The sequence below is a fragment of the Streptomyces sp. NPDC016469 genome (assembly GCF_040632905.1).
GTDB lineage: Bacteria > Actinomycetota > Actinomycetes > Streptomycetales > Streptomycetaceae > Streptomyces.
On record NZ_JBEYCQ010000015.1, the window covers coordinates 115,545 to 139,840 of the forward strand.

General features: G+C 71.3%; 21 protein-coding genes and 1 pseudogene. 19 read left to right on the forward strand and 3 right to left on the reverse strand.

Annotation, left to right across the window (positions count from 1 at the left end; all coding sequences use genetic code 11):
- Positions 1–114: 114 nt before the first annotated feature.
- The gene (locus ABZ565_RS19035) at positions 115–1,443 is read left to right on the forward strand and encodes a hypothetical protein (protein WP_361027790.1); all 1,329 of its coding nucleotides are present in this window, start codon (positions 115–117) and stop codon (positions 1,441–1,443) included.
- A 104-nt stretch (positions 1,444–1,547) separates the two neighbouring features.
- Here ABZ565_RS19035 and ABZ565_RS19040 read toward each other — a convergent pair whose 3' ends face one another.
- The gene (locus tag ABZ565_RS19040) at positions 1,548–2,543 is read right to left on the reverse strand and encodes an ATP-binding protein (RefSeq protein WP_361027793.1); all 996 of its coding nucleotides are present in this window, start codon (positions 2,541–2,543) and stop codon (positions 1,548–1,550) included.
- A gap of 102 nt (positions 2,544–2,645) precedes the next feature.
- Here ABZ565_RS19040 and ABZ565_RS19045 point away from each other — a divergent pair, with 102 nt between their 5' ends.
- On the forward strand, positions 2,646–3,470 hold the full coding sequence (locus tag ABZ565_RS19045; protein WP_361027796.1) for an oxidoreductase: 825 nt from the start codon (positions 2,646–2,648) through the stop codon (positions 3,468–3,470).
- 380 nt (positions 3,471–3,850) lie between these two features.
- Here the strand turns inward: ABZ565_RS19045 and ABZ565_RS19050 are convergent, their stop codons facing one another.
- Complete coding sequence (locus tag ABZ565_RS19050; RefSeq protein ID WP_361027799.1) at positions 3,851–4,690, reverse strand: HAD-IB family hydrolase; 840 nt, start codon at positions 4,688–4,690, stop codon at positions 3,851–3,853.
- 562 nt (positions 4,691–5,252) lie between these two features.
- Here ABZ565_RS19050 and ssd point away from each other — a divergent pair.
- From ssd to ABZ565_RS19085, 7 genes and pseudogenes are all read left to right on the forward strand, one after another.
- Positions 5,253–6,314 carry a septum site-determining protein Ssd gene (gene ssd / locus ABZ565_RS19055; RefSeq protein ID WP_361027802.1) on the forward strand — a complete coding sequence of 354 codons (1,062 nt, stop codon included), beginning with the start codon at positions 5,253–5,255 and terminating at the stop codon, positions 6,312–6,314.
- Positions 6,311–7,458 (forward strand): annotated as a pseudogene (locus ABZ565_RS19060) (TadA family conjugal transfer-associated ATPase). Before ssd ends, ABZ565_RS19060 begins: the two are co-directional and overlap by 4 nt.
- Positions 7,455–8,339, forward strand: a complete 885-nt coding sequence (locus ABZ565_RS19065) for a type II secretion system F family protein (RefSeq protein ID WP_361027805.1) — start codon at positions 7,455–7,457, stop codon at positions 8,337–8,339. Before ABZ565_RS19060 ends, ABZ565_RS19065 begins: the two are co-directional and overlap by 4 nt.
- The gene (locus ABZ565_RS19070; RefSeq protein ID WP_361027808.1) at positions 8,336–9,178 is read left to right on the forward strand and encodes a type II secretion system F family protein; all 843 of its coding nucleotides are present in this window, start codon (positions 8,336–8,338) and stop codon (positions 9,176–9,178) included. The genes ABZ565_RS19065 and ABZ565_RS19070 overlap by 4 nt, the downstream gene beginning before the upstream one ends.
- A gap of 71 nt (positions 9,179–9,249) precedes the next feature.
- Complete coding sequence (locus tag ABZ565_RS19075) at positions 9,250–9,453, forward strand: DUF4244 domain-containing protein (RefSeq protein WP_361027811.1); 204 nt, start codon at positions 9,250–9,252, stop codon at positions 9,451–9,453.
- 91 nt (positions 9,454–9,544) lie between these two features.
- On the forward strand, positions 9,545–9,910 hold the full coding sequence (locus ABZ565_RS19080) for a TadE family type IV pilus minor pilin (protein WP_361027814.1): 366 nt from the start codon (positions 9,545–9,547) through the stop codon (positions 9,908–9,910).
- Between the two features lie 65 nt (positions 9,911–9,975).
- Complete coding sequence (locus ABZ565_RS19085) at positions 9,976–10,419, forward strand: Rv3654c family TadE-like protein (RefSeq protein ID WP_361027817.1); 444 nt, start codon at positions 9,976–9,978, stop codon at positions 10,417–10,419.
- Here the strand turns inward: ABZ565_RS19085 and ABZ565_RS19090 are convergent.
- Positions 10,368–13,043 (reverse strand): DEAD/DEAH box helicase, encoded by a 2,676-nt coding sequence (locus ABZ565_RS19090; protein ID WP_361027820.1) that lies wholly within the window; start codon positions 13,041–13,043, stop codon positions 10,368–10,370. The two genes, ABZ565_RS19085 and ABZ565_RS19090, sit on opposite strands and share 52 nt — an antisense overlap.
- 78 nt (positions 13,044–13,121) lie before the next feature.
- On the opposite strand from ABZ565_RS19090, the gene ABZ565_RS19095 reads away from it, so the two are divergent.
- The 10 genes from ABZ565_RS19095 (at position 13,122) to topA (ending at position 24,098) form a co-directional block, all read left to right on the forward strand.
- Entirely contained in the window at positions 13,122–13,475 is a 354-nt protein-coding gene (locus tag ABZ565_RS19095; RefSeq protein ID WP_003967428.1) for an STAS domain-containing protein, read from the forward strand.
- Between the two features lie 292 nt (positions 13,476–13,767).
- Entirely contained in the window at positions 13,768–14,235 is a 468-nt protein-coding gene (locus ABZ565_RS19100) for an ATP-binding protein (RefSeq protein WP_361027823.1), read from the forward strand.
- Between the two features lie 270 nt (positions 14,236–14,505).
- Positions 14,506–15,162: a small secreted protein gene (locus ABZ565_RS19105; protein WP_361027826.1), complete on the forward strand. Its 657-nt coding sequence runs from the start codon at positions 14,506–14,508 to the stop codon at positions 15,160–15,162.
- A 119-nt stretch (positions 15,163–15,281) separates the two neighbouring features.
- Positions 15,282–16,823, forward strand: a complete 1,542-nt coding sequence (locus ABZ565_RS19110) for a class I SAM-dependent methyltransferase (protein WP_361027829.1) — start codon at positions 15,282–15,284, stop codon at positions 16,821–16,823.
- Between the two features lie 4 nt (positions 16,824–16,827).
- Positions 16,828–17,835, forward strand: a complete 1,008-nt coding sequence (locus tag ABZ565_RS19115; protein WP_361027832.1) for a helix-turn-helix domain-containing protein — start codon at positions 16,828–16,830, stop codon at positions 17,833–17,835.
- 72 nt (positions 17,836–17,907) lie between these two features.
- Entirely contained in the window at positions 17,908–18,957 is a 1,050-nt protein-coding gene (locus tag ABZ565_RS19120) for an ABC transporter ATP-binding protein (protein ID WP_361027835.1), read from the forward strand.
- A complete protein-coding gene (locus ABZ565_RS19125) occupies positions 18,954–19,745 on the forward strand; it encodes an ABC transporter permease (protein WP_361027838.1) in 792 nt (263 codons plus the stop codon). Before ABZ565_RS19120 ends, ABZ565_RS19125 begins: the two co-directional genes overlap by 4 nt.
- Positions 19,746–19,815: 70 nt before the next feature.
- Positions 19,816–20,655: an ABC transporter permease gene (locus ABZ565_RS19130; protein ID WP_361027841.1), complete on the forward strand. Its 840-nt coding sequence runs from the start codon at positions 19,816–19,818 to the stop codon at positions 20,653–20,655.
- A gap of 102 nt (positions 20,656–20,757) precedes the next feature.
- Positions 20,758–20,955, forward strand: coding sequence for a hypothetical protein (locus ABZ565_RS19135; RefSeq protein WP_361027844.1), 198 nt, complete (start codon positions 20,758–20,760; stop codon positions 20,953–20,955).
- 338 nt (positions 20,956–21,293) lie between these two features.
- Positions 21,294–24,098 carry a type I DNA topoisomerase gene (topA, locus tag ABZ565_RS19140; protein ID WP_361027847.1) on the forward strand — a complete coding sequence of 935 codons (2,805 nt, stop codon included), beginning with the start codon at positions 21,294–21,296 and terminating at the stop codon, positions 24,096–24,098.
- The last annotated feature ends 198 nt before the right edge of the window (positions 24,099–24,296 follow it).

The following is a 24,296-nucleotide window of genomic DNA, read 5'->3' on the forward strand; positions in this document are numbered from 1 at the left end:
TGAATAGTCAGCTTTTCATTCGGCCTGTCGTGCTGGTGCTTGGACAGTGCGTGCGACTTTGGCCGCGCCGTGTGGGCACCCGGCGCAAACTACCTGCGAGAAAGAGGTGGGCGGATGATGGCCGCCACGAAGAAGACGAGGGGCGCCACGAAAAGGATCGGTCTGGCGGTCGTGGCTGTCGTGCTGGTCGTGGGGGTGGCCGGGTGCTCGGGGGGCGGCTCCGGAGCGGAGGGCTCCGGACTCGGGGCCGTGAACGGCGCCGCAGGAGAGAAGAAGAAGGGCGCTGAAGCCGTGCCCAAGCGTGTGTTCCGGGCCATCGGCGATGGCTCCACCGCCTTCACGGGTGTTCAGCCCAAGCAGCCGACTGCGGCCCGCCTGACGGCGGGCCAGAAGCCCCCGCAGTTCGTGGTGTTCTCGTGGGACGGAGCGGGCGAGGACAGCCAGCGCCTCTTCTCGCACTTCCGCGAGGTGGGCAAGAAGTACAACGCCGCGATGACGTACTTCCTCAGCGGCGTATATCTGCTGCCGGAGGGGAAGCGGACCCAGTACGACCCGCCCAAGCACAACGCCGGCGCTTCCGACATCGGGTTCAACGACACCAAGGGCATCCACGACACCCTGACCCAGCTCCGTGGGGCCTGGCAGGACGGCAACGAGATCGGCACCCACTTCAACGGACACTTCTGCGGCAAGGACGGAGGCGTCGGCACCTGGTCCGTCGAGGAGTGGAAGAGCGAGATCAGCCAGGCCAAATCATTCGTGAAGGGCTGGAAGACTAACGACCCGGTCCTCAAGGACGAGAAGGCGCTGCCCTTCGACTACGACAAGGAGCTCGTCGGCGGCCGCACCCCCTGCTTGGAGGGGCAGAAGAACATGGTGGCGGCGGCACGCACCATGGGGTTCCGCTACGACTCCAGCGGTGTCAACGATCAGGTGTGGCCGCAGAAGAAGGACGGTGTCTGGGACCTCTCCATGCAACTGGTACCGGTCCCGGGGCGCGACTTCGAGACGCTGTCGATGGATTACAACTTCATGTTCAACCAGTCCGGAACGACGCAGGGCGACCCCGACAAGCACGAGTACTGGGGAAACCAGATGCGTGACGGCCTGCTCCAGGCGTTCGATCGCGCGTACGACGGCAATCGCGCGCCACTGATCATCGGCAACCACTTCGAGTCCTGGAACGGTGGCACGTACATGCGTGCCATCGAGCAGACGATCGCTGCGGTCTGCACCAAGAAGGACGTGCGCTGTGTCTCGTTCCGGCAGTTGGCGGACTGGCTCGATGTCCAGGATCCCGCGACCCTGGCGAAGCTCCGGACGCTGAAGGTCGGCCAGGCGCCCAAGGCCGGCTGGCCCGCGTTCCTCAAGGCGGGCGTGGGCCGGGAGCAGCCGACCACGAAGGCGCCGGCCGCGGCTGCGCGCAACCCGGCCGGTCGTTAGATCCGGTGGTTGAAAGCGCCGGGCGGGAGACGCGCCCGGCGCCGTCCGGTGCGTCCATCGGGGCCGCGGCGGCGCCTTGCCGGCCCGCCCGGGATCTCAGTCGTTCACACGGGCTGGGTGGCTTCGGCACGGATGAAGCGCTCGTCCAGTACGAAGCCGGGGTCGACCTGCGCGGCGAGGTCGGCGCCGGTCTTCTCGTTCCCCCAGCTCTCCGCATTCCGCAGGTGGAAATGCACCATCTGGCGCGTGTAGCGGCCCCAGTCCCGTCGTTCGTACGAGTCCTCCGCCGCGTTCTGCAAGGCTTGCAGGGCCATCCGGTTGTCTGCCTCAAGCAGCTCGAAGCGTGCTGGGCGGCCCTTCTCCATGGCTCGCACCCAGTCGGAATGGCCGACGGTCACCAGCAAGTCGTCGCCCACCTCGGAGCGCAGGAAGTCCAGGTCGTCCTCGCCCTGCACCTTGTTCCCGACGACCTTGAGATCCACGCCGAAGTCCCGCGCGTACTCCTTGTACTGACGGTAGACGGAGACGCCCTTGCGGGTCGGTTCGGCGATGAGGAACGTCATGTCGAAGCGGGTGAACATTCCCGAGGCGAAGGAGTCCGAACCGGCGGTCATGTCGACCACCACATACTCGTCGGGGCCGTCCACGAGGTGGTTGAGGCAGAGTTCGACCGCGCCGACCTTCGAGTGGTAGCACGCCACGCCCAGGTCCGATTCGGTGAACGGGCCGGTGGCCATCAGCCGGATGTCTCCGTCGTCGAGCCGAACCGTACGGGCACAGGCGTCGAAGATCGGATTGTCCTCGCGCACGCGCAGGAGGCGGGAGCCCTCGCCCGGTGGCGTCGTCTTGATCATCGTCTCGGCAGAGGCGATGCGCGGATTGCTGCCGCGCAGGTACTCCTTGATCAGAGGCAGCTGGGCACCCATGGCAGGCAGTGCTGCGGATTCGTCCTCATCGAGGCCGAGCGCGGCTCCGAGGTGTTGGTTGATGTCGGCGTCCACCGCGACGACATGGGCTTCATTGGCTGCGAGGTGGCGGATGAAGAGCGAGGACAGCGTGGTCTTTCCGCTGCCGCCCTTCCCTACGAAAGCGATCTTCATGTTCACCTAGGGTAGTCGATCGATCGCTATGAGTGGTCTGGTTTCGTGAAGAAGGCCACTCCCGGCCGGTAGGCGGCTCGGAGGCGCGTAGCCTCGCTACTTATGAGTACGACTTCCTCGGACCCGCTTGTCGCTCTGGGCGCCCTGCCGGGTGTGACCGACGCGGTGGACTCCGTACGCAAGGCGGTGGACCGCGTCTACGGCCACCGCGTGATGCGTCGCCGCAGCAACGAAGTCACCGCGGAGGCCGCTCTGCGGGGCGCGCGCGGATCGGCCGCTCTTTCCGGTGCCGACTGGAACCTCGAAGAGGTGCGCCGGCGCACCGACTTCAGCGGTGACGACGAGGCGCGTGTCGTGGGAGCCGCGCTTCGGCTGACGGCGGAGGCGGGGCAGCTTCTCTCCATCTGGCGGCAGTCACCGTTGCGAGTGCTGGCTCGACTTCACCTGGTGGCAGCCGGCAGTGCCGCCCCGGAGGACGCGGTCGGGCGGCCCCGGCTCGCGGGTGAATCGGTGGACGAGCCCCTGATCGAAGCCCCGCTGCCGGGTGCGGACGAGGTCGCGGGCCGACTGGACGGCCTCAGCGGGATCATCCTTTCGGGGAGTGAGGCCCCCGCTCTGGTGACCGCCGCCGTCGTCCACGGTGAGTTGCTGGCACTGCGCCCCTTCGGTTCGCACAACGGCCTGGTCGCGCGGACGGCGGAGCGGATCGTGCTGATCGGAAGCGGGCTCGACCCCAAGTCGATCTGCCCGGCCGAAGTCGGGCACGCCGAGCAGGGGCGGGCGGCCTACGCAGCCGCCTTCGACGGCTACCTGTCCGGCACGGCGGAGGGCATGGCGGCCTGGATCAGGCATTGCGGACGCTCGGCGGAACTCGGCGTCAGGGAATCGACGGCGGTGTGCGAGGCGCTGCAGCGAGGCGCCGCGTAACGCGGATCGCCACCGCGCCATCAGCGCTGTCGGCCGCTGACGTACTGGGCCGGGCATGGTTGCGGCGGTACCGGTCCCGGTACCGCCGCTGGCACGTCCGCCCAGTTACCAAGCGTCCTCGAGATGTGCCCATCAGGCCGGAGTCTTTGCCCGCTCCTGGTGTGGCTGGCCCGTAATCGACGGGTCGACGTCGCGTGGGTGCCGGGTTTTCATGCGCGGTCCGTGGGGCCTTTGCTGCGTAATCAGGTCATCCTCGCGGATGTCCTTGGTCTCGCGGGCCGTTGAGTCCTTTGTACTCCAGCGGCCGGTGGAGCGGTAGTGCTGGCCACACTTCTTTACTTTTGGGTTCAATTACGGACGAGTTGGTGCAATCGGCCGGATCAAGCGGAAGCCGTGCCGGCTCGTCGGCGGGCGGCGTACCAGACGGCTCCCGCCGTGAGCGCGGCCGCACTCACGGCTGCTGCGGCCATGAGCGCCGGACGCGGCGGCAGGGAAAACGCCGAGAGGCGCTGCTTGAGGCGGACAGGCCGGTCGAAGGCGAGAATCGGCCACTCCCGGAGCGTTGCCTCCCGCCGCAGCGCGCGGTCCGGGTTGACCGCGTGAGGGTGGCCGACGGATTCCAGCATCGGAACATCGGTCGCCGAGTCGCTGTACGCGTAGCACCGGGCCAGGTCGTATCCCTCGGATTCCGCGAGCGCCTTGATGGCTTCGGCCTTCGTGGGGCCGTACGCGTAGTACTCCACCTCGCCTGTGTAGCAGCCGTCGTCACCGACGACCATGCGGGTGGCGACGACGCGGTCGGCGCCGAGCAGCTCGCCGATCGGTTCGACCACCTCGGCGCCCGAGGTCGAGACGATCACGACGTCGCGGCCGGCGGTGTGGTGCTCCTCGATGAGGGTCGCCGCCTCGTCGTAGATGATCGGGTCGATCAGTTCGTGCAGTGTCTCGGCCACGAGTTCCTTGACCTGCTGTACGTTCCAGCCCTTGCAGAGCGCCGAAAGATATTCGCGCATCCGCTCCATCTGGTCGTGATCCGCACCCCCGGCAAGGAACACGAACTGTGTGTACGCGGTACGCAGCACCGCGCGGCGGTTGATCAGCCCGCCGTGGTAGAAGGACTTGCTGAAGGTCAGTGTCGAGGACTTCGCAATGACCGTCTTGTCCAGGTCGAAGAAGGCGGCTGTACGCGGCAAGAAGCGGTTTTCCACACGGCAGAGCATAGGGGCCCGCCATTCGGCGTAAACCCCGGCGCGTGGGTTTGCCTGAGAAGCGCCTCGGGTACACCATGGAAGTCACGGATCGTTCGCGACCGTGCTACCCCGGTCCGGCTCCTCCCCCCCCGAGTCGGCCGTGGGGACGACCCCCGCTCTCCCCCCCGGCGGGGGTCGTCGCATGTCCGGACGCGGTTTGGCGCGCGAAATCGACCATCTCTCCCCTTTCCGCTCCTTGTCGGGCCATGTCCGCGCCCGACTCGCTTCAGCGTGCACTGTGACGTTGGGTAGCAGAAGTGTCGCACCGGGAAGTCACCGGTATGAGCTACGAAGTTATTCACAACCACTGAGTTGTCCACGGTTTTTGAGCAAGATCCACATCATTTCCGGAAGCGCTGCACCGTGATTCCACCCGTGAACTCCGCGGGTACCGGAATCGCCGTTCTCGGACGGGCTCCGAGAGCGCCGCGAACTGCGGCGAAGGTGAGTGATGGAGGGGGAGAGCGTGGCTGAATCCAGTGCGCAGGACCGAGGGGCGGCTGTCACCACGCGGCGGGGTGGACCGCTGATCGTGACCGAGGACGTGGACCTGCTGGACGACCTGCTGAGGCTGTGTGCCGCCGCCGGTGCGGAACCGGAGGTGCATCACACGCTGCCGGACCATCGAGAGGGGTGGGAGCAGGCCCCCATGGTTCTCGTCGGCGACGACGCGGCCGCACGGTGCCGCGGAGCGGCGCGCAGGCGGGGCGTCATGGTCGTGGGACGGGGCCGGGACGAGCCGGACGTATGGCGTCGAGCCGTCGAAATCGGCGCCGAGTACGTGATCCGGCTGCCTGACTCCGAGACCTGGCTTGTCGACCAGATCGCCAATGCGTCGGAAGGCGTCGGCCGGCCCGCGGTCACGGTCGGGGTGATCGGGGGCCGGGGCGGCGCGGGTGCGTCCACACTGGCCTGCGCCCTAGCGGTGACCGCGGCAAGAGCGGGGCAGCGAACCATGCTCATCGACGGGGACCCGTTGGGCGGAGGCATCGACGTGTTGCTCGGCGGCGAGCGGGCGGAGGGCATGCGATGGCCGGATTTCGCCCATTCCAAAGGGCGGGTCGGTGGGGGCGCACTGCAGGAGTCGCTGCCCGCGCTGCATGGGCTTCGGGTGCTCAGCTGGGGCCGGGACGACTGGGTGGTGATCCCACCACCCGCCATGCGGGCGGTGCTGGCCGCCGCGCGCAGGCTTGGCGGGGTGGTGGTGGTCGACCTGCCGCGCCGGGTGGACGAAGCGGTGGCGGAGGCCCTTGCCCAGCTGGACCTCGGGCTCGTGGTCGTTCCCGGAGAGCTGCGCGCGGTCGCGGCGGCGAAGCGGGTGGCGTCGATGGCCGGGATGGTGCTTGACGATCTGCGGGTGGTGGCGCGGGGCCCGTACGCGCCAGGGCTCGACGCGCAGTGGGTGGCTCGAGCCATGCGTCTGCCGCTGGCCGGCGAAGTCCCACTGGAAAGAGGTCTGCCGGCCGAGCAGGACATCGGCGAGCCGCCCGGCGGCAACGCGCGTGGCCCGCTGGCCAGATTCTGCGCCGCCTTCTGGGGACAGGCGCTTGCGGCGGAGAGCGCCGGCCACCCGGTCGCCGGGGGCACTCCATGACCGAGGCACTGCTCGACGCGGTCAGGCAACGCCTCGCCTCCAGCGGCACTGCTCCGACCCCGGCCGGGGTCGCCGCCGCTCTGCGGGCGCAAGGACGTCTGCTCGGCACGGCCGAAGTGCTCGGCCGTGCGGACGAACTGCGAGGGGAGCTGATCGGGACCGGGGTGCTGGAGCCGCTCCTCACCGACCCGATGTCACGGATGTTCTGGTCTCCGCGCCCGACCGGGTCTGGGTGGACCGGGGCGGTGGACTCGAACTCACCGAGGTGTCCTTCGCAGACGCGGCCGCGGTCCGCAGGCTGGCCCAGCGGCTCGCGGCCGTGGCGGGACGCCGGCTCGACGACGCCAGGCCCTGGGTGGACGCGAGGCTGCCGGACGGCACTCGTATGCATGCCGTGCTGCCCCCGGTATCGGTCGGTTCGACGTGCCTGTCGCTGCGGGTGGTCAGGCCTCGGGCCTTCTCACTGGCGGAGCTGGTCGAGGCCGGGACCGTGCCGCCCGGAGGCGACCGGGTGCTGAGGGCCCTGGTGGAGGCGCGGGTCTCCTACCTGATCAGCGGCGGGACGGGGGCGGGGAAGACGACTCTGCTGTCGAGCCTGTTGGGCGCGGTGGGGGAGCGCGAGCGGATCGTGCTCGCCGAGGACTCGGCAGAGCTGCGACCGGACCACCCGCACGTCGTACGGCTGGAGTCGCGTCCCGCGAATCAGGAGGGTGCGGGACGGGTGACCCTTCGGGACCTGGTGCGACAAGCCCTGCGTATGCGTCCCGACCGGCTGGTGGTCGGTGAGGTACGAGGAAGCGAGGTCACCGAACTCCTGGCCGCACTGAACACGGGTCATGAGGGGGGCTCAGGGACTGTCCACGCCAATGCCGCCGGGCACGTTCCGGCACGTTTGGAAGCGCTGGGAACCGCGGCGGGGCTGGACCGGCTGGCGCTGCACAGCCAACTGGCGGCGGCTCTGTCGGTTGTGGTCCACCTCGTACGGGACCGGGCGGGGCGCAGACGGATCGCGGACATCCATGTGCTGGAGAGGGATGCGGCCGGGCTGGTGGTGACCGTTCCGGCGCTGCGGTGGGGCGCCACGGGCTTTGAGCGGGAGCGGGGCTGGGAGCGGCTGCGTGAACTCGTCGGAGGTGCGCTGTGACCGGGGAGACGGCGCACGTCGGGGTGCCGGACGTGGTGCACGCCGCCACGCTGTGTGCGGCGATGGCCGCGTGGTTGGTGGTGATGGGACGTAACCGGCCGCTGCGCAGGGCGCGAGCGCTGCTGACCGACGGAGGCGAGCGGTCACCGGGCGGGGAGAGGTGGTGGAGGGCCCGCAGCCGGATCGAGGAGCGGCTGAGAGGGCGGTGGGAGTGGCTGTGTCTCCCAGTGGCTTCGGTGCCGGCGGTGCTCGGGCAGTCCGTACTGCCGTTGTTCGCGGGGGCAGCTGCCGTTCCTCTGGCACGGAGATGGTTGCTGCAACGGCGGTCGCGCAAGGAACAGGAGGCCCGGGCGAACGGAGTGGTGGACCTGTGCGGCGCGTTGGTCGGCGAGCTGAGGGCCGGTCGCGAGCCGGGGGAGGCGCTGCTCGTCGCGGTGCGCGGCACGGACGTCATGGGCGAAGCCGGATTCAGGGTGTCGGCCGCCGCGTGTTTCGGGGGCGATGTGCCGCGAGCACTCGTCCAGGCGGCGGGTGAACCGGGGCTGGACGGGCTGGCCGGAGTTGCCGCCTGCTGGCGGGTGGCGGTGGGCAGCGGGGCCGGGCTCGCTGCGGGCCTGGGCCGGCTGGAAAGCGCGCTGCGCGCCGAACGTCGTCAGCGGGACGAGCTGCGAGCGCAGCTCGCGGGGGCGTGGTCGACGGTCGCGGTGCTCGCCCTGCTCCCTGTGCTCGGACTGGGGCTCGGTGCTGCGCTGGGTGCGGACCCGCTGAGGGTGTTGTTGCACAGCACCGCAGGTCTCGCCTGCCTGGTGACCGGTGGCCTGCTGGAGGTGTGTGGTCTCTTCTGGGCTGCCCGGATCGTCCGAGCGGGGGAAGCGGGATGAGCGCATCGGCCGGCGGGGTCGTCCAGGCGGCGGAAGCCGTCGGGGTGGCGCTGTGCCTGTACGCGCGAGTGGTCCTTCCTCTGGCACGGCGACAGACCGGCCGGCGGGTGCGGGGCCGGGGCGAGCACCTGCTGTCGGTGGGGCAGCCGCGCCCCAGGGGCTGGAGGGGACCCCTTCGGGCGGCGTCCGGGCCCCGGGTGGGCCGGACGGTCTCCGTCGGGCCGGTCAAACAGTGGGTGGTGCTGTCGGCGGTCGTGCTGGCCGGATGGTTCCTCGTGGGTGGCCCGGTGGGCTGGGCGGTCGGCCTGGCCTCGGCCTACGGCGCCCGGCGGTGGCAGGGAAAGAGGCTCGGACACGTCTCGCGACTCGCCGCCGAGACAAAGGCCCGCACGGCGGAGGCCGCGCGACAACTGCCCATGGCGGCGGACCTGCTGGCGGCCTGCCTCTCCGCCGGTGCCGGTCCGGTGGAGGCGGCCGAGGCGGTGGGGGAGTCCCTGGGGGGTCCGGTGGGCGATCAGCTCGCCCGGACAGTGGCGGAGATCCGGCTCGGGGGCGACCCGGCTGTCGTCTGGGGGAGGTTCGGAGAGATACCGGGTGCCGCCGCCCTGGCCGGCTGCCTGGACCGGGCCGGTTCGACCGGTGCCCCGGCGGCGGAGCCGGTGGCCCGGATCGCCGAGGCGCTGCGGGCCGAGCGGGCGAGGGCGGCCGTGGCGCGGGCGCAGAGGGCCGCCGTGATGGTCTCCGCGCCTGTGGGGCTCTGCTTCCTCCCCGCGTTCCTGGCGGTGGGGGTGGCGCCCGTGGTCATCGGGCTGGCCGGGGGCCTGCTTCAGCCGGCGTAGCCCCGGAAGGCGAAGACGTGAGACCAGCTCAGTCGTGTGGTACGTAACCGATGTTTCGGGGGTTCGAAGTGATGTTCAAGATCAAGAACTGGACGCGGTCCGTGGTCCGTCTCGTACGGTCCCGGGGAGACAGCGGAATGACGACGTCCGAGTACGCGGTGGGCACGATCGCGGCCTGTGCGTTTGCCGCTGTGCTCTACAAGGTCGTCACCAGCGCGGCGGTGATGTCCCAGTTGCAGTCGCTGCTGAAGGGCGCGCTCGATGCGAAGTTCTGAGGCCGGCGCGAGGGTGGCGGGGGTCGGGCCCGGAGGTCGGCTGAGGCGCGGGGGCCCTGTGCCGGGCGGCAGGTTCGGTGACCGAGGAGCGGTGACGGCGGAAGCCGCCATGGTGATCCCGGTGCTGGCGGTGTTCGCCCTGGCCCTGCTCTGGGCGCTGATGGCTGCGTCGGCCCAGATTCGGTGTGTGGACGCGGCCCGGGCCGGAGCCCGTGCCGCAGCCCGTTCGGAGCCGGTGCCCCAGGTGCGGGAGGCCGCCCTTTCCGCGGCGCCCGGCGGGGCTTCGATCGAGGTGAAGCGGGCCGGGGCGCTGTGGCGGGTGACGGTGACCGCCCCGACGCCGGGGCCCGGGCGCCTCGCCATGACGCTGAGGGCGGAGGCGGCGGCTGCGGCAGAGGATGCGCCGGTGTCTGCCGCGGCTGTGCCGAACCTGGCAGTGGAAGGGGGCGACCGGTGAGGGGGTTGGACCGGCGTCGATGGAGCGGATCCCCGGTCCGGTGGTGGGGGCGGCCTCGGGCGCCGGTGGGGGATCAGGGGCTGGCGACCGTCTGGGCGGCAGTGACGACGGCGACGCTGTGCACCGTGTTCGCGGTGGTTCTGGCGCTCGGACAGGTGGTGGCCGCTCGGCACCGGGCCGGGGGTGCGGCCGATCTGGCGGCGCTGGCGGCGGCGGACCGGGCGCTGGAAGGCGTGGAGCCGGCCTGTGCGTCGGCCGAGGAGGTGGCCAGGGCGCAGGGGGCGGAGGTGGTGCGGTGCGCGGTCCTGGGGGAGGTCGCCGATGTGACGGCCCGGGTGCGGTTCGGGCCGTATACGCCGGAGGTCAGGTCCCGGGCGGGGCCGGCGGAGGGAGTTCCTCCGGCGGGCGTGCCGTCGCTCCGGGCGGGCCGGGAGCAGCCGGGCGCCCCGGACCGGATTCAGCCGAGCGGCCCGAGCCCCCCGGCGTGGCGTCCAGGCCCCTCGCCGTAGCTTCCAGGCTCCTCCAGGTCTCCCGGCGTAGCGCCCCGGCCCTCCGGCGTAGCGCCCCGGCCCTCCGGCGTAGCGCCCCGGCCCTCCGGCGTAGCGCCCCGGCCCTCTGCCGTAGCGCCGAGGCCCTCCGCCCGAGCGCCCGGGCCGTCGTCCTCGGCCGCCCCGTCGGCCGTCTCGCCCGGCTCGGGGCGGAGGAGTTCCGTGAGGAGCCGGACGGCGCCTCGTTTGTGCAAGGGGTCGTTGCCGTTGCCGCACTTGGGGGACTGGATGCAGGACGGGCAGCCCGCGTCGCACTCGCAGGACGCGATGGCCAGGCGCGTGGCCGACAGCCACTCGCGGGCGGTGTGGAAGGCGCGCTCGGCGAATCCGGCGCCGCCCGGGTGGCCGTCGTACACGAAGACCGTCGGCAGCAGGGTGTCGGGGTGCAGCGGGACGGACACCCCGCCGATGTCCCAGCGGTCGCAGGTGGCGAAGAGCGGCAGCATGCCGATCGAGGCGTGCTCGGCGGCGTGGAGCGCGCCGCCGAGGATCTCGGGGTTGATCCGAGCCGCGTCGAGCTGGTCCTCGGTCACCGTCCACCACACGGCCCGGGTGCGCAGGGTGCGGGGCGGCAGGTCCAGCTTGGTCTCGCCGAGCACCTCGCCGGTGATCAGCTTGCGGCGGAGGAAGGAGACGACCTGGTTGGTGACCTCGACGGACCCGTAGCAGAGGCGGCCGTCCCCCCAGGGGATCTCGGTGTCGGTGTCCAGGACGGCGATGGAGGTGGTGTCGCGGGCGGTGGTCGAGTACGGCGGGTCGGCCTGTTCGACCAGGGCCACGGAGTCCTCCAGGTCCAGCTTCCGGACCAGGTAGGAGCGGCCCTGGTGGAGGTGGACGGCGCCCTCGTGGACGGCGCTGTGGGCGGCGGATTCGTCCACGGTGCCCAGCAGCCGGCCGGTGCCCTCCTCGACGATCTGGACGGGGCGGCCGCCCTCGCCCCGGATGTCGGTGAGGTCGGCGGCGCGCTCACGGCGGGTCCAGTGCCAGCCGGACGGCCGTTTGCGGAGCAGCCTCGCGGTCTCCAGCTGCGGGAGGAGCCCGGGCGCGGCCGGACCGAAGAGCTGGAGATCATTCTCGGTGAGCGGCAGCTCCGCGGCCGCGGCGCAGAGGTGGGGGGCGAGGACGTACGGGTTGTCCGGGTCCAGGACGGTCGACTCCACGGGCTGCTCGAACAGGGCCTCGGGGTGGTGGACGAGGAAGGTGTCCAGCGGATCGTCGCGGGCCACCAGGATGGCGAGAGCTCCCTGGCCGGCCCGGCCGGCCCGGCCCGCCTGCTGCCAGAGGGATGCCCGAGTCCCCGGGTAGCCGGATATGACGACGGCGTCCAGCCCGGACACGTCGATGCCCAGTTCCAGGGCGGTGGTGGCGGCGAGGCCCAGGAGGCTGCCGGAGTGGAGGGCGCGTTCGAGGGCGCGGCGTTCCTCGGGCAGGTACCCCCCGCGGTAGGCGGCGACCCGGGACGGCAGGGTGCGGTCGACCTCGGCGAGGCGTTCCTTGGCGATGACGGAGATCAGCTCGGCGCCGCGCCGGGAGCGTACGAAGGCGACCGAGCGCACGCCCTGGAGGGTGAGGTCGGTGAGCAGATCGGCGGTCTCGGCCGTGGCGGTACGGCGTACGGGGGCACCCTTCTCGCCGTGCAGCTCGGTCAGCGGGGGTTCCCACAGGGCGAAGACCAGTTCGCCGCGCGGGGAGGCGTCGTCGGCCACCTCCGTGACGGGGAGGCCGGTGAGGCGGCCGGCCGCGAGGGCCGGCTCGGCGGAGGTGGCGGACGCGAGGAGGAAGACGGGATCGGAGCCGTAGCGGGCGCAGAGGCGGCGGAGCCGGCGCACCACCTGGGCGACGTGGGAGCCGAAGACGCCCCGGTAGGTGTGGCACTCGTCGATGACCACGTAGCGCAGGGAGCGCAGAAAGGAGGACCAGCGGGGATGTGAGGGGAGGATGCCCCGGTGCAGCATGTCGGGGTTGGTGAGGACGTAGTTGGCGTACTGGCGCACCCACTCGCGCTCCTCGACCGGCGTGTCGCCGTCGAAGACGGCGGGCCGGATGCCGTTGCCCAAGGGGGCCGCGAGTGCTTTGACCGATCGTCGCTGGTCGGCCGCCAGGGCCTTGGTGGGGGAGAGGTAGAGAGCGGTGGCGCCGCGACCGTTCGGGGCTTCGGAGCCGTCCAGGAGGGCGCTGAGGACCGGGGCGAGGTAGGCCAGGGACTTGCCGGACGCCGTTCCGGTGGCGATCACGACGGACGTGCCGTCCAGCGCGTGCTCGGCGGCGGCCGCCTGGTGGGCCCAGGGGTGGTCGATGCCGGCCTTCTGGATGGCGGCGATCACTTCCGGACGGATGCGGTCGGGCCAGACTGCATGGGTTCCCGCACGCGGGGGCAAGTGCTCCGTATGAGTGATGCGCGCGGACCGGCCCGCCCCTGCGGCGAGCCGGTCGAGGACCATGTCGGGAGAGGGGCGGGAGCCCCCGCTCCCCGGGGGTCGACTGGGGCGTTGATTCTTGGCCATCGGCACCGAGTGTGTCACTGGCGAGGCGGACAATGGTCCTAAGGCGTCGTGCATGGCTGCCGGTAAGTGATTGAATGCCATCGCGGCTGGCGATCCGTCCCCCGGCTCCGTCGGGGAGACCGAGGGGCGACCGCTCGATAGCAAGGTGCTGGAGGATCCGTGGACCTGTCCTTGTCGACTCGCAATGTGTCCGGCCCTGGTGGCGACCGTACGGTCGTCGAGGTCGGTGGCGAGATTGATGTGTATACCGCGCCCAAGCTGCGCGAGCAGTTGGTCGAGTTGGTGAATGACGGCAGCTACCACTTGGTTGTCGACATGGAAGGCGTCGACTTCCTCGACTCCACCGGCCTCGGCGTGCTCGTGGGCGGCCTGAAGCGGGTGCGGGCCCATGAGGGCTCGCTGCGTCTGGTGTGCAACCAGGAGCGCATTCTCAAGATTTTCCGGATCACCGGTCTGACCAAGGTGTTCCCGATCCACACCACGGTTGACGAGGCCGTCGCGGCCACCGACTGACAACCGGTCCGACGCCGGACCGGTTCGTGCCGGTCCGGTGGCGGGCGGCCCGCGGCGGCTCCCAAGGGAGCCTGCCGGGGGCGGCAGTCTCTGTCCCGCCGTGGCCGGTGGGGCGTGCCCCGGCAGCCGGGATCACCCGGTCGGCGGCCCGTGGGCAATTTATTTGTCAGCCGTCCGACCCGTCCGGGAGAGCCCGCTCCGGTGCCGGAGTCAAGGCCCGCAGTTGGAGCCGGGGCTTCGGGCCGCGCGGCCTGTCCCTGGCATGCACATACGTACGTTCGAGGGGGATCGCATGGCCACCGTTGAACTCCGCTTCAGCGCCCAGCCCGAACACGTCAGGACCGCCCGTCTCGTGGCGGCGGCCGTGGCGCGCAGGGCCGGAGTCGATGAGGCCGTGCTCGACGAGGTCCGCCTCGCGGTGGGCGAGGCGTGCAGCCGTGCCGTCGGTCTGCACCGTAACCACGGCATCACGGCTCCCGTCTTGGTCCGCCTGATCGAGGAGGAGAAGACGTTCGCCATTGAGGTCGGGGACGAGGTGCCGGGCCCCGGCGCCGACGGCTCCGTTCCCGGTGGTGTCTCCGGGCGGCGCGGCGCGACCTCCGGTGGGCTGGACGAGCCCGAACCCGAGGCCGACGACGAGGACGAGATGGGCCTCGCGGTCATCAGCGGTCTCGTTGACGACGTGGAGGTCCGGTCCGGTGCGGACGGCGGAGTGATCCGGATGAGCTGGCCGAAGACGCCGGTCGCCGTCCTTCCCTGAGCGGTGCCGCCCGCACGTTGTGGGCGACGTGTGATCAGTTCCCTTCTTTCTGTGCCGTCCTGACGCCATATCCGGCTGGGGGGCCTGCCGTCAGGGTGAAGAATCGTTCGTGCGTTCCCTTGGGTGAGGGCTGTCCGGGTGAGTTGCGAATCCCTCATTTCCCTTGGTGCAAATGGCTGCAAAAGCCTGCCTAACGGACGCCTGGCACCCGGATGGAGGGCGTTCGGCGTGTAAGTTCCGGGGCCGAGAGCCTTGGAAGGGACCAAACCGGTGAACAAGAAGCTTGCCGCCGCGCTGTCCGGCGGTGCGGTACTCGTACTGGCACTGTCGGGCTGCAGCGATGACAGCGACGACAAGGTGAACGACTGGGCGAAGAAGGTCTGCGACCAGGTTCAGCCCCAGCTGCAGAAGATCGCGAACGCCAACGCGTCCATCCAGCAGCAGACGTCCGACAACAGCAAACCCGCCGACGTCCAGAAGACCGACTCCGCGGCCTTCCACCAGATCTCGCAGGCGTACAAGGCACTGGGTTCGGCCGTCGATTCGGCGGGCCCGCCGCCGGTTGACGACGGCGAGACCACGCAGAAGGAGGCCGTGAAGGAGCTCAACGCCTCCTCCGCCGCCTACGCGAAGCTCCAGGAGAAGGTCGATGACCTGGAGACGAAGGACCAGGGCAAGTTCGCCGACGGCCTCAAGGGCATCGCGGAGGAGCTGAACAAGATCAGCACCAGCGGTGACCAAGCGCTGCAGAAGCTCCAGTCCGGCGAGGTTGGTAGCGCGATGGCCAAGCAGAAGGGCTGTCAGAAGCCGACCGCCTCGGCGTCTCCCTCGACCGGCTCGTCGGACGACTCCGAGCCCTCCGCCAAGCCTTCGACCGAGCCGTCGAACGAAGCGTCTCCCTCCGCGTCCGCCAGTAAGAAGGCGTAACCGGCGGCCGGTGTCGCGGCCGGCGGAGACGCGGACGGAAACCGGGTGAGCGGCCCGGCCACCCCGGGGTGCCCGGCGCGGTGGCCGGGCCGCTGCCGTTGTCAGTGGAAGCCGTCACAATGGAGCACGTGAGTAAGACCAGCCTTTTCGCAGCAGACCTTCCCGCGGCGGACCATGCGCACCGGCTCCGCGAGGCCCTGCTCGCGGCCGCGTTCACGGCCGACGGGCTCCTCGACCGGCTCGGCGCGTCCGCCTATGCCGCGCTGGCGCGCAGCGAGACGGTTCCGGCGTTGCGGGCCACGCGTGGTGACACGCCGCTCGACACTCTGGTGCGCCTCTTCCTCCTCCAGCGGCCCGTGCCCGTCGGGCGGGCGGCGGCCGTGCTCCCGTTGAAGGAGTGCCTGGCGGACGGCTGGCTGGCCGAGACGGCCGGCGAGGTGCGGGCGGCCGTCGATGTGCGGCCGTACGGCGGCCCGGACGGCGAGGACTGGTTCATCGTCTCCGACCTGGGTTGCGCGGTGGGGGGCGCCGGCGGAATCGGTTCGCGCGAGAAGGGCGTCGTCCTGGGCATCGGCGGGGCCTCCACCACCCTGGCCGGGATCACCGTCCGCAAGCCCGTCGGCTCCGCCCTCGACGTCGGTACGGGCTCCGGCATCCAGGCGCTGCACGCCGCGCAGCACGCCACCAGGGTCACGGCGACCGACCTCAATCCGCGTGCCCTCGCGTTCACCCGGCTCACCCTCGCCCTGTCCGGCGCCGCCCCGGCCGACCTGCGCGAGGGCTCGCTGTACGAGCCGGTCGGTTCCGAGACCTTCGACCTGATCGTCTCCAATCCGCCGTTCGTCATCTCGCCAGGTGCCCGGCTCACCTACCGCGACGGCGGAATGGCCGGTGACGACCTGTGCCGGACCCTGGTGCGGCAGACCGGTGACCGGCTCAACGAGGGCGGTTTCGCGCACTTCCTGGCCAACTGGGAGCACGCCGAGGGCGAGGAGTGGCAGGACCGGCTGCGCACCTGGGTCCCGGAGGGGTGCGACGCCTGGATCGTGCAGCGCGAGGTGCAGGACGTCACGCAGTACGCCGAGCTATGGCTCCGCGACAGCGGCGACCACCGCACGGACCCGGCGGAGTACGAGGCGCGGTACGACGCCTGGCTGGACGAGTTCGAGGCGCGGCGGACGAAGGGGGTCGGCTTCGGCTGGATCACGCTGCGGAAGTCCGCCCCGGCCGCCGCCGGGAACCCCTCCATCGTGATCGAGGAGTGGCCGCACGCGGTGGAGCAGCCGCTCGGCCCCGCCGTCGAGGCGCACTTCGCCCGCCAGGACTATCTGCGCGAGCAGGACGACGCCGCGCTCCTCGCCGCCCACTTCACCCTGGCCGCGGAGGTGGTGCAGGAGCAGGTGGGGCTCCCCGGAGCGGAGGACCCGGAGCATGTGGTGCTCCGTCAGCACCGGGGCATGCGTCGCGCCACCAAGGTCGACGCGGTCGGGGCCGGGTTCGCCGGTGTCTGCGACGGCTCCCTGCCCGCCGGACGCATCTTGGACGCCATCGCCCAGCTGATGAACGAGGACCCGGTGCTGCTCCGGGACCGCACCCCGCAGGCCATCCGGCTGCTGGTCGAGGAGGGCTTCCTGGAGCCGCTGCCCCCGGGCGGGCGGTGACCGGATGATCCGGATCGAGCTGGACGAGGCGTCGCTCGGCGCGACCCGTATCGCGATCAGCCCCTTGTGGGACGCCTTCTGCAGCCTCCACCTCGCGATGCCGCACCGCCGCCCCTCCCGCCCGTACGAGGAGTGGGTGGTGCGGGCCCGCGAAGTGCTGCGCGAGGACGACCGGACGCATGCGCTCCGGCTGCTGATCGACGGCCCGCGCCAGTTCCCCGACTTCATGCTCCCGCGACCGGTCGGGGCCACCGCCGTCGAGACGGAGCTCGACGCCGTCCGGACCACTCCGGCCGAGGCCGTACGTGCGGGGATCACCGAGCACTACACGGGGCTGGAGGACCATCCGTACGTACGTCCGTATCTCGCCGACCCCGAAGGGGCGTGCGCGGCGCTCGCCGATGCGTACGCGGCCTACTGGGAGGGCGCGATGGCCGCCCACTGGCCCGTCATGCGCCGCCTGGTCGAGGACGAAGTGCTGATCCGGGCGCGGACCTTCGCCACCGAAGGCATCGACGCGCTCTTCACCGGCCTGGAGAGCCGGGCCACGTGGCAGCCGCCGGTCCTGGAGCTGACGAAGCACATCGACGCGGAGTACCGGGCCGGCGAGCGGCGGCTGCTGCTCGTGCCCCTGGTCTTCGCGGAGGGCTGCCGGCTCTACTCCACCGACGACCCCGAGGTCCTGACGGTGTCCTTCCAGGCGCGCGGCGCGGGTGCCCTGCGCGAGCGGCCGGCGGAGCGCGCCGACAGCGGCGACCGGCTCGGGCTCCTGCTGGGGCGGGGCCGGGCCTCCGTCCTGCGCCAGCTCGGCGGACCGCTCACCACGGCCGGGATAGCCGACCGGCTGGGGCTCGCGCCGAGCACGGTCTCCGAGCATCTGTCGGTCCTCGCCGAGGCCGATGTCGTCACCCGGCACCGGATAGGCCGCAGCGTGTACTACCAGCTCACCGACACCGGCCGCGCCCTCCTCGCGCTGCTCTCCGGGGAGGACGTGCTGCGCGCGGTCTCGTAAGAGGTGGCACGGACGATTCGGGGGGTTCCGAATCGATGGCGGGGCGGCAGCGGCGGACCTAGCGTCCGGGCCATGCTTGCGATCGAGGCGACGAACCTGCGCCGCACCTACACCAGCCGGACCGGCTTCCTGCGTCCGCGCCGCACCGAGACCGAAGCCGTGCGGGGGATCACCTTCGAGGTCGCGCGCGGCGAGCTCTTCGGGCTCCTCGGGCCCAACGGCGCGGGCAAGACCACCACCATCAAAATGCTCAACACCCTGCTGCTGCCCACCTCCGGCACGGCCCGGGTGCTGGGGCACGACGTGGCGTCCGACCCGGTCGCCGTGCGTCGCCGGATCGGTTACGTCTTCGGCGGCGACCGGGGCCTGTACGACCGGCTCTCCGCCCTCGACAACCTGCGCTACTTCGCCGAGTTGTACGGAGTCGAGCCCCGGGACCAGAAGCGGCGGATCGCCGGACTGCTCGACCTGGTCGGCCTCGCCGGGCGGGAGAAGGAGCGCGTCGAGGGGTACTCCCGGGGGATGCGGCAGCGGCTGCACATCGCGCGCGGGCTGCTGCACAGGCCCGATGTGCTGTTCCTGGACGAACCGTCCATCGGCGTGGACCCGGTGGCGGCGCGCGACCTCCGCCGCACCGTGGCCGACCTCCGCGCCGGTGGCACCACGGTGCTCCTGACCACGCATTACATGGCGGAGGCCGACGAGCTGTGCGACCGGATCGCCGTCATCGCGGGCGGCACGATCAGGGCGCTCGGCACACCGGACCGGCTCAAGTCGCGTGTCCAGGAACGCGGCATCCTGGAGATCGAGGCGTACGGGGCGGGCGAGGACCACCTCGAACACATCCGCGCCGTGGCCGGTGTGCACGGCGTGGCGGCCGAGGACCGGGGCAGCCGACAGGCCGTCATCGTGCAGACGGAGCGCGGCGCCGACTTGCACGGCAAGGTCCTCGCGGCGCTGGACGGGGTCCGCGTCGGACGGGTCGTCACCCGGGAACCCACCCTGGAGGACGCCTACATCGCGATCGTGGAGGAGGCGGACGAGCCCTCCCCCGGGGGGCCCGCACCTGGAGGCGCGGGCTCCGGGACGGGCCGCCACCCCGACGGTGAGGTCGCCGCGTGACGCCCGCCCGGGCCCTGCGCCTGACCGCCGTCGGCGTGCGGACACACGTGTCGTACATGAGCCGTTCGCCGCTGGAGATCACCTTCGCCGTCCTCGTGCCCCTGGTCTACGCGACGCTCTCCGTCTACCTCTTCCGCGCCGCCGACGACCCCGACCGGCTGCTGACCGCGGCTGTCGGAGCCGGGCTGATGGGCATCTGGTCCTCGGTCCTCTTCGGGTCCGGCGGGGTCGTGCAGAACCAGCGCTGGCTGGGCACCCTGGAGACGCTCGTCGCCTCACCCACCCCGCTCTCCCTCGTCCTGCTGCCCATCACCCTGGCCACCGCCGTCATCGGCACCTACGCCATGGGCGCGACGGTGCTCTGGGGTGCGGTGCTCTTCGACGTGCCGCTCGACTTCGCGCATCCGGTGCTCTTCCTGGCCGCCGTCCCGGTCTGTGTGCTCTCGCTCGGGATGATGGGGCTGCTGCTCGCCGCCACCTTCGTCCTGCTGCGCAACGCGAACGCGCTGGCCAACCCGCTGGACGCCCCCGTGTGGCTGCTGTCCGGGATGCTCGTGCCCATCACCGTGCTGCCGGACTGGACGCGCCCGGTCTCCTGGGCGCTGCCCACCACCTGGGGCTCCCGCGCGGTGCACGCGGCGACCTCCGGCGGGGCGGGCGCGGGCGAGGTGCTGGTCCCGATGGGCGCCGCCCTCGGACTCGGGGCGCTCTACGCGCTGCTCGCCGTCCTCGTCCTGGGACGCGTCGAACAGCGTGCGCGGGCCGCCGCGACCCTTGCCCTTGCCTGACCCGGCGCGCCACCCGCTGCGGACCCGCCCCCGCCGCATCCTCTTCCACCTCATCCCAGGAGTTGCCCGCATGCCCGCCCGTACACCCCACGCGGATTCCGGTTCCGCCCCTGGCCTGCGCCGCCGGATCGTTTCCGCGGCAAGGCTCGTGGTGATCGGCGGCGCCCTCTCGTACCGGGCGCTGTTCAACTGGACGACACCGCCCATGTTCATCGGCACCCTGCTCGTCGGCCCGCTGCTGCAACTCCTCTTCTTCGTCTTCCTGGGACGGCAGCTGGGCGTCGCCGACGACCGCTTCTACCTGCTCGGCAACGCCGTGATCTCCTCGTCCACAGCCTGTGTGTACGGCGGCACGATGGCCGTCGCCAACGAGCGGCGGTACGGGACGCTCGGCGCGGTCCTGCTCAGCCCTCGCCACCGTGCTCCGCTCTGGTTCGGCCGGGCCCTCCCGTATGTGCTGAACGGTCTCGTCATCAGCGTCTTCACGCTCTCCGCCGCCTGCCTCCTGCTCGGGCTGCGCATTCCGCTTGAGGCTCTTCCGGGGCTCGGCGCGGTCCTGCTCGCCGCCGCTGCCGGATGTTCCGCGTTCGGTCTGGCGCTGGGGGCGCTCGGGCTGCGGTTCCGGGACGTCTTCCTCGTATCGAACGTGGCCGCTTCCGTACTCCTGCTCCTGACCGGTGCGAACGTCCAGCGGGAGACCCTGCCGGCCTGGATGCGGGCCGTCGGGGACGTACTGCCGCTGACTCACGCCGCCGACGCTGCGCGTCAGTTGTCCGCGGGGGCCGGGCTCGACGGCCGGGGGATCGCCGCGGAACTGCTGACGGGCGCCGGGTACGCCCTGCTCGCCGTCGTACTGCTCGCTCTGTTCGAACGGGGGAGCAGGCGGCGCGCGACGCTCGACGTGATGTGAGACGGGTCCTGCTGTTCACGCCGTGTTGGCGTCCGCGACGCTCCGCGGTGGGAGCCTCCCCGCGTATCCGAGATGCGGCAGGGGAAGAGGGAGGCGTACGGAATGGAGAGCGGGCCCGCTGTCCTCGCCGGAACGACGTTCGCACTGTTCGGTGCGGCGCTGCTGCTGTGGACGGGGGCGCGCGTGCTGAACCGCACGCCGGTGGTGTACGGGGTGCGCCCCCTCGTCTCCACCGCACTCGCCACCGTGTTCGGCGTACTTTTCCTCGTCCTCGGGGTGTGGTGCTTCGGTCGCGTGTGAATGCGTCCGTGCGCCTTGCGTACGAGGCCGGTCCCGCCCGGGCGCCGGGCGGTGAGGCCGGGAACACGCCCGGGCCGGGCGCTCCCCGCGCCCCGCGCCGGCAGGGCTGTCCGGACCGTGCCGAAACCCGCAGGCCGTGGCCGTGCGCGCGGCGGACCGAGCGGGCCGGGCGGCAGGAATGGCGGAAGTCGGGTTACCGTTCGAGTGGCCGTTGCGGGCTTTTGCCGTTTGACACGGGGGCGGGTTGTACCGTCACACTCCGCAGCGACAGCACTGTCGGCAGCGCCCTCGCGCTGCCCCGGATGCCCACCGAGCGTCGACCGGAGAGAAGAGCGAAGTTGTCCCCGACCAGCGAGACCGCACAGGGCGGCCGCCGACTCGTCATCGTCGAGTCGCCTGCCAAGGCGAAGACGATCAAGGGCTATCTGGGCCCCGGATACGTCGTCGAGGCGAGCGTCGGGCACATCCGCGACCTCCCGAACGGCGCCGCCGAGGTGCCCGACGAGTACACCGGCGAGGTGCGCCGTCTCGGCGTCGATGTCGAGAACGACTTCGAGCCGATCTATGTCGTCAACGCGGACAAGAAGGCCCAGGTCAGGAAGCTGAAGCAGCTGCTGGCCGAGTCCGACGAACTCTTCCTCGCCACCGATGAGGACCGCGAGGGCGAAGCCATCGCGTGGCACCTCCAGGAGGTCCTGAGGCCCAAGGTCCCGGTCCACCGGATGGTCTTCCACGAGATCACCAAGGACGCGATCCGCGCCGCCGTCGCCAATCCGCGCGAGCTGAACCAGCGCATGGTCGACGCCCAGGAGACCCGCCGTATCCTCGACCGCCTCTACGGCTACGAGGTCTCGCCGGTCCTGTGGAAGAAGGTCATGCCGAAGCTCTCGGCGGGCCGCGTCCAGTCCGTCGCCACCCGGCTCGTCGTCGAGCGGGAGCGCGAGCGCATCGCCTTCCGCTCCGCCGAGTACTGGGACCTGACCGGAACCTTCGCCACCGGGCGGGGCGGCGACGCCTCGGACCCCTCGACCTTCACCGCCCGGCTCAGCGCCGTCGACGGGCGCCGCATCGCCCAGGGCCGTGACTTCGGAGCCGACGGGCAGCTGAAGTCCGCCTCCGGCCAGACGCTGCACCTGGACGAGGCGAACGCCCGGGCCCTGGCCGCCGCGCTCGCGGACTCCGCGTTCGCCGTGCGGTCCGTCGAGTCGAAGCCGTACCGCCGCTCCCCGTACGCGCCCTTCCGTACGACGACCCTCCAGCAGGAGGCGAGCCGGAAGCTGGGCTTCGGGGCGAAGGCCACCATGCAGGTCGCGCAGAAGCTGTACGAGAACGGCTTCATCACCTATATGCGTACCGACTCCACGACCCTCTCGGACACCGCGGTCTCCGCGGCCCGGGCACAGGTCACGCAGCTGTACGGCGCCGACTATCTTCCCGAGAAGCCGCGTACGTATGCCGGCAAGGTCAAGAACGCGCAGGAGGCGCACGAGGCGATCCGCCCCTCCGGCGACCGCTTCCGCACCCCGGCCGAGACCGGCCTCACCGGCGACCAGTTCCGGCTGTACGAGCTGATCTGGAAGCGGACCGTCGCCTCCCAGATGAAGGACGCGACCGGTAACTCGGTCACCGTCAAGATCGGCGGCCGGGCGAGCGACGGTCGGGACGCCGAGTTCTCCGCCTCCGGCAAGACGATCACCTTCCACGGCTTCATGAAGGCGTACGTCGAGGGCGCCGACGACCCGAACGCCGAGCTGGACGACCGCGAGCGGCGGCTGCCGCAGGTCACCGAGGGCGACGCGCTGTCCGCCGACGAGATGACCGTCGACGGCCACGCGACGAAGCCGCCGGCCCGGTACACCGAGGCATCGCTCGTCAAGGAGCTCGAAGAGCGCGAGATCGGCCGCCCGTCCACGTACGCCTCGATCATCGGGACGATCCTCGACCGCGGCTATGTGTTCAAGAAGGGCACGGCCCTGGTGCCGTCGTTCCTCTCGTTCGCCGTGGTCAACCTGCTGGAGAAGCACTTCGGCCGGCTCGTGGACTACGACTTCACGGCCCGCATGGAGGACGACCTCGACCGCATCGCCCGCGGTGAGGCCCAGTCCGTGCCGTGGCTGAAGAGGTTCTACTTCGGGACGCGGGAAGGCGACGACGCGGCCGGTGCGGGTGCGGCCTCCGACGCGGGCAACGGCGACGGCGACCATCTCGGCGGGCTCAAGGAGCTCGTCACCGATCTGGGCGCGATCGACGCGCGGGAGATCTCGTCCTTCCCCGTCGGCAACGACATCAAGCTCCGCGTCGGCCGCTACGGCCCGTACATCGAGCGCGGCGAGAAGGACTCCGAGGGCCACCAGCGCGCGGACGTGCCCGAGGACCTGGCGCCCGACGAGCTGTCCGTCGAGTACGCGGAGGAGCTGCTGGCCAAGCCGAGCGGTGACTTCGAGCTCGGCGCGGACCCGGTCAGCGGGAACCAGATCATCGCCAAGGACGGCCGCTACGGCCCGTACGTCACCGAGGTGCTGCCCGAGGGCACGCCGAAGACCGGCAAGAACGCGGTGAAGCCGCGGACGGCTTCGCTGTTCAAGTCGATGTCGATCGACACGGTGACGCTGGCCGACGCGCTCAAGCTGATGTCGCTGCCGCGGGTGGTCGGCGTGGACGCCGAAGGCGTCGAGATCACCGCGCAGAACGGGCGCTACGGGCCGTACCTGAAGAAGGGCACGGACTCGCGGTCGCTGACGTCGGAAGACCAGATCTTCGACATCACGCTCGACGAGGCGCTCGCGATCTACGCGCAGCCGAAGCAGCGGGGGCGCGCCGCGGCGAAGCCGCCGCTGAAGGAGCTGGGGACGGATCCGGTGAGCGGGGCTCCGGTCGTCGTGAAGGACGGGCGCTTCGGTCCGTACGTCACCGACGGGGAAACGAACGCGACGCTGCGTACCGGGGACAGCGTCGAGGAGATCACGCCGGAGCGGGGGTACGAGCTGCTGGCGGAGAAGCGGGCCAAGGGGCCGGCGAAGAAGACGGCGAAGAAGGCTGCGGCGAAGAAGGCGCCGGCGAAGAAGGCTGCGGCCAAGACGACCACGGCCAAGAAGACCACGGCGAAGAAGGCTGTGGCCAAGAAGGCTGCTGCGGAGGAGTAGGCGCTCCGGGTGGGTGGGGGCGCCTGCGGCGGGCCTGCTCCCCTACCCGCCCCTTCCCGGAACCGGGGCTCTGCCCCGGACCCCGCGCCTCAAACGCCGGCGGGGCTTGGTTTCGCGGCGGGGCGGACCAGGGCTGTGCCCCGGACCCCGCGCCTCAAACGCCGGCGGGGCTTGGTTTCGCGGCGGGGCGGACCAGGG

What these genes read in the sequence shown, in the direction of transcription:
- ABZ565_RS19130 (WP_361027841.1), top strand. Translation starts at nt 19,816, where the DNA reads ATGCCCGCCCGTACACCCCACGCGGATTCCGGTTCCGCCCCTGGCCTG.
- ABZ565_RS19120 (WP_361027835.1), top strand. Translation starts at nt 17,908, where the DNA reads ATGCTTGCGATCGAGGCGACGAACCTGCGCCGCACCTACACCAGCCGG.
- ABZ565_RS19090 (WP_361027820.1), bottom strand. Translation starts at nt 13,043, where the DNA reads ATGGCATTCAATCACTTACCGGCAGCCATGCACGACGCCTTAGGACCA.
- ABZ565_RS19100 (WP_361027823.1), top strand. Translation starts at nt 13,768, where the DNA reads ATGGCCACCGTTGAACTCCGCTTCAGCGCCCAGCCCGAACACGTCAGG.
- ABZ565_RS19035 (WP_361027790.1), top strand. Translation starts at nt 115, where the DNA reads ATGATGGCCGCCACGAAGAAGACGAGGGGCGCCACGAAAAGGATCGGT.
- ABZ565_RS19045 (WP_361027796.1), top strand. Translation starts at nt 2,646, where the DNA reads ATGAGTACGACTTCCTCGGACCCGCTTGTCGCTCTGGGCGCCCTGCCG.
- ABZ565_RS19070 (WP_361027808.1), top strand. Translation starts at nt 8,336, where the DNA reads ATGAGCGCATCGGCCGGCGGGGTCGTCCAGGCGGCGGAAGCCGTCGGG.
- ABZ565_RS19115 (WP_361027832.1), top strand. Translation starts at nt 16,828, where the DNA reads ATGATCCGGATCGAGCTGGACGAGGCGTCGCTCGGCGCGACCCGTATC.
- ABZ565_RS19110 (WP_361027829.1), top strand. Translation starts at nt 15,282, where the DNA reads ATGGAGCACGTGAGTAAGACCAGCCTTTTCGCAGCAGACCTTCCCGCG.
- ABZ565_RS19050 (WP_361027799.1), bottom strand. Translation starts at nt 4,690, where the DNA reads ATGCTCTGCCGTGTGGAAAACCGCTTCTTGCCGCGTACAGCCGCCTTC.
- ABZ565_RS19040 (WP_361027793.1), bottom strand. Translation starts at nt 2,543, where the DNA reads ATGAAGATCGCTTTCGTAGGGAAGGGCGGCAGCGGAAAGACCACGCTG.
- ABZ565_RS19075 (WP_361027811.1), top strand. Translation starts at nt 9,250, where the DNA reads ATGTTCAAGATCAAGAACTGGACGCGGTCCGTGGTCCGTCTCGTACGG.
- ABZ565_RS19135 (WP_361027844.1), top strand. Translation starts at nt 20,758, where the DNA reads ATGGAGAGCGGGCCCGCTGTCCTCGCCGGAACGACGTTCGCACTGTTC.